Source organism: Breznakia blatticola (assembly GCF_004365815.1).
Classification (GTDB): Bacteria; Bacillota_I; Bacilli_A; order Erysipelotrichales; family Erysipelotrichaceae; genus Breznakia; species Breznakia blatticola.
This window is the reverse complement of the sequence record NZ_SODD01000073.1, coordinates 1-4,684: the sequence shown is the minus strand read 5'-3', so window position 1 is coordinate 4,684 and position 4,684 is coordinate 1. Positions and strand designations below refer to the sequence as shown.

2 protein-coding genes are annotated in these 4,684 nt (G+C 32.9%); one reads left to right on the top strand and one right to left on the bottom strand.

Annotation, left to right across the window (positions count from 1 at the left end):
* Positions 1 to 205 precede the first annotated feature (205 nt).
* Positions 206 to 3,466, bottom strand: a complete 3,261-nt coding sequence (locus EDD63_RS11260; protein ID WP_134171412.1) for a DEAD/DEAH box helicase — start codon at positions 3,464 to 3,466, stop codon at positions 206 to 208.
* A gap of 162 nt (positions 3,467 to 3,628) precedes the next feature.
* On the opposite strand from EDD63_RS11260, the gene EDD63_RS11255 reads away from it, so the two are divergent.
* A complete protein-coding gene (locus EDD63_RS11255; protein ID WP_166667643.1) occupies positions 3,629 to 4,600 on the top strand; it encodes a helix-turn-helix transcriptional regulator in 972 nt (323 codons plus the stop codon).
* Positions 4,601 to 4,684: the final 84 nt, after the last annotated feature.

Genomic DNA, 4,684 nt, shown 5'->3' with positions numbered 1-4,684 from the left:
TCACAATTGGGAACGATTTAGAAATCGAGTACTTTATGCAATCAATGATGATAGTACCTATCGTATATATTCCACAAAGCTATAAAGGACTAGCCTATATGGGCTAGTCCTCTTAAGAAGTTTGGGGTACTTTTCACCCCAACTTATTTACTTGTGTTTTTTCTGCTCACCCCAAGTTTCTGCGGTGTGCCCTTTTCTTATATCGTTATGAATTATCTCGCTTTAATAATTCCATAATATCTGAAGCAGACATCTTCGTAATGCTTCCCTCTGAATTTTCAACAAAGGTATCAGCAATTTCTTTCTTTTTCGCTTGAAGTTCTAAAATTCGTTCTTCAATCGAATTTTTCATAATCAAATTAAAGACGGTTACTTCATGTTCTTGTCCAATGCGGTGTGCTCTATCTGTTGCTTGGTTTTGTGCAGATAAATTCCACCACGGATCATAATGAATGACTGCTTGTGCATTGGTTAGGTTTAATCCCACACCACCAGCTTTTAAGGAAATCAAGAATATATCAGCTTCACCACCTTGGAATTTTTCAACTAACTCTTTACGTTTGGTTTTATTTACTTCCCCAGTAAGTTTTAAATACGTGAAATTTCGCATATTAAGTTCTTCTGCAATAAAGTCTAAGATCGTCGTAAATGATGAGAAAATAAGTACTTTTTGCTTACTTTCTTTTAGCGATTCCACAATTTCCATACATCCTCTAAGTTTTCTAGAAGCATGGTCAATGTTATCAAATAACATCCGTGGTTCGCAACAAATTTGACGTAATTGCATAAGTAATTTTAGAATCTCAATTTGGTGATTATCTTCACTTTGTGCGAAAGCTTGTAAGTCATCATTTACTTGTGACAATTTTGCCACATATAGTTTTTCTTCTTCCGCATCAAAATTAAAGCGTAGATTCTTTTCAATTTTACTTGGTAGTTCTTTTAAGACTTCCTCTTTTCTTCGACGTAATAAGAATGGTTCAATTCTTCGTTTTAAAATTGCTCGCTTTTTCTCGTCATTTTCTAAAACAATAGGACTTTCATAGTTTGCCTTAAAATATCGATAATTATATAAATATGTAGGCATTAAGTAGTCAAAAATACTCCACAACTCAGCTAAACTATTTTCGATTGGTGTTCCAGTTAAAGCAAATCGCACTCGACTTTTGAGTCGCTTTACACTTTTTGCGGCTTTTGTTGTTTGGTTTTTAATATACTGTGCTTCATCAATAATTACATAATCAAATTGCTTTTGTTCATAGGCTTCAATGTCACGTTTTAAATAATCGTATGTTGTGATAATTACATCATAGGAATCAATCGTCTCGATCATTTCTTTTCTTGTTTGCATATCTCCATAAATACACAAATACGATAATGAAGAATCAAACTTTTCAAGTTCATCTTGCCAGTTAAGCATTAAGGAAGCAGGTGTCACAATGATACTTCTCTTTCCAACCTCGTGATTTGTCTCAAGCAAAGCAATCGCTTGGATTGTTTTTCCTAACCCCATATCATCAGCTAGTATTCCGCCAAGTCCATACATACTTAATAACATCATCCATCGTACTCCGTGTTTTTGATAATCTTTTAATATTTTTTCATACTTTGGATGAATTTGTAATTTACTGGCATCAATATCATCAAATGAATGTAAGAAATCTTGAAAACTTTGTTCTTCCTTTCCCGTGATTTGCTTAAAGTTATGAATTGCATCATCCATTTGGAATGCGTAATGAACAGGCACTTGCATCGTTGTATCAATATCGCGTACATCCATATGCATGTCTTCCATCATTTGATCAAATTCTGCAATACTTTCTCCCTCTAAAGAAATAATCTCCCCATTTTTTAAACGATGAAATTTTCGCTTTTTCCGATAGGCTTTCAGTATGTCCTTTAATTCGTCTGGTTTACAGTTGATACTATCTAAATCGATAGATAATAAATTATTCTCGATACGGACACCAACTTGTATACCGACTGACTTTGTCTTATCAAAGTTCTTAATTGCATCACTTACAAACACTTCTGCATAGTCTTTTAAACTTGGTAAGACTTGTTCGATAAAGAAGATTGCATCTTGATCATGAAAGCTTTTTATTACTTCTTTCATTCCTTCTTGTTTCTTAAAACCATATGACTCTAGCACAAACTTCAGATTGTTTGCATTGTGAGAAATGGCTCGATTATCTTGATCAAACAGGCTTTTTGCATATCCATCTTCCCAGTTTAATAACACTTTAACTACTAGATTTTCATCTTGGATATCCGCATATAAAGAAATTCGATCTTCATAACTTTGATCAATATCGACACCATGAAATACAACTGTATTTTCAAATACGCTTAGTAAATAACTGATAGTATTTTGTAAGTCATCTTTATGTATATAAAACTGGTCATACATAATTTTCTTGATAAACTCGTGTACCATTTTATCATCACGCACAACAAATCGTTTAAGTACTTGTTTTTCAAATTGATAGTAGTGTTGACTACCTTCCAGATAGTCATGAATATTACCATCTTGAAGTGAAAGTAAATAGTAATCACCTAGTGACAATACATCAACATCTACGATGAAATCTTCTTCAGCAAATTGAATATTAATAAGTTGAGAAAGTTCTTGAAATGTATCAAAAAATGCATCAATGTTTTTCTCATCAATTGCTAAATAGCGATCATCACTTGCATATGTTGATTCTTTTATAAAACGTTCTATAAACTCGATGGCTTGTTGACTTGCTTCATCAAATGAATTCATATGATGTGTAAATGCTAGAAACTTTCCATATTTTACAAAGTTTTCTTCATGTAAGTTACGAATGAATTGTTGAAAGCTTTTTAGTACATACATTTTTTCATAACCAATTTTTGCACTTAACATATAATTATTTGCATAGCGATAATAGTAGTAATTTTCTTGACGTTCAAATTCGAACTCTAAATGGTACACATGATTATCATATGTTGAGATCAAACTGTTTTTTTCTTTTTCCTGCATTTGTTGGAGAAACTCAAGTGATTCTTGGACGTAATAACTTGCTTGTATTTCTTTTCTACGTAGTTCTTTTTGACGCATAATTGCTTCGCGTTTTTCATTCAAGCTATTAACTTGTTGCGTCGATGTATTAACCTTAGATGAAGAGATAATTGGATCAGGTGTTTGATATTCATTACGATACTTAAATAATGCCAATCCTACATGCCCACATCCTGAACTTGGCGAGTGAAAACGACAGTTACAATAATGGCTTTCGATATGGTCTAATGCATCCAAACGAATCTTTACATCACTTTCATATCCTTGATACAACACGGTCGCAAGAATATCTTGCCCGGTCTCACCTGGAAGTACATCATATGCAAGAAAAAGATCATCTTCTCCTTGATGTCGTTTCGCCCAATTAAAATTCCCTGGTTTTTTTACTACACTTTTTATTAAATCATCACTTAAGTACATAGAACGTCTCCTTTGTATCCCTTTATTCTACCATATCCTACAATAGGTTTACACATGAACAATTTTACTAGGTAAAGTTCTTGTTTTACATTGTTACCATATCAATTTTCTAGTACAAAAAAAGTGACACATGTTATGATATATCATAGAAGAGGTAACACTATGGATCAAAAGAAATCAATCCCTTTAGCAATACTAGAAATTTTACGAAGCGATAGTGATGATAAGCATCCACTCACTAGAAGTCAGCTACAGGAATTACTTGAAGTACGTTATGGTTTACAAGCAGAACGTAGAACGCTCTATGCAAATATCCAACTATTGCAAGAATTCGGTTATGATATTTCTACATATGAGCAAAACAAAAAAGGATATTATCTTATTGAACGCACCTTTGAACCAAGTGAAGTCAATCTAATTTGTCACTCTATTCACGCATCAGCTATCATTCCAGATTCTGAAAGTAGACAACTTATTGATGCATTATTGAAAACACAAAGTAAGTACCAAGCAAAAGCATTTCGCGAACGTGTATATACAACAAATACCAAGAAATCAAATAATCGTGAGTTCTTTTTAAACATTGAATTACTGCTTGAAGCAATTCAACAAAGAAAAAGAATTAGCTTTGTATACACAAAATACAACTATGAGAAAAAGCTTGTTGCTCGTCGTGAAAAACGTTATGAACTATGTCCTTATGAACTTGTCTACAACAATGAGCGGTATTATTTGATCGGACATAATGAAAATCATGAAGGACTTTCACATTATAGAATCGATAAGATGCAAGATGTTCACTTGGAGCAAACCTTATTTGATCGCAAGAAAGATGTGAATCCCTATGATTATGTTGCCAATAAGATATACATGTATTCTGGGGATGAATCAAGCATTCGTTTGCATTGTGATGAAGCAATACTTGATGATGTAATCGATACATTTGGCACAAAAATCAAAATCAAGAAACTTTACAACCATGATTTTGAAGCCACTATCACATCTACAAAACAAGGAATTATGTATTGGGCTTTACAGTATACAAAATATTGCCAAATTCTTGAACCGTTAGATTTACGAAACGAAATGATATTTATACTTGATAAAGCCCTTGTAGACTATAAGGGGCTGTGACACTTAGTACAGCTTCAAATCATAAAAATAACGCCTAAACTCGTAAGAGAATAGGCGTTATTTTTGGTATAATTTATTTGTGAA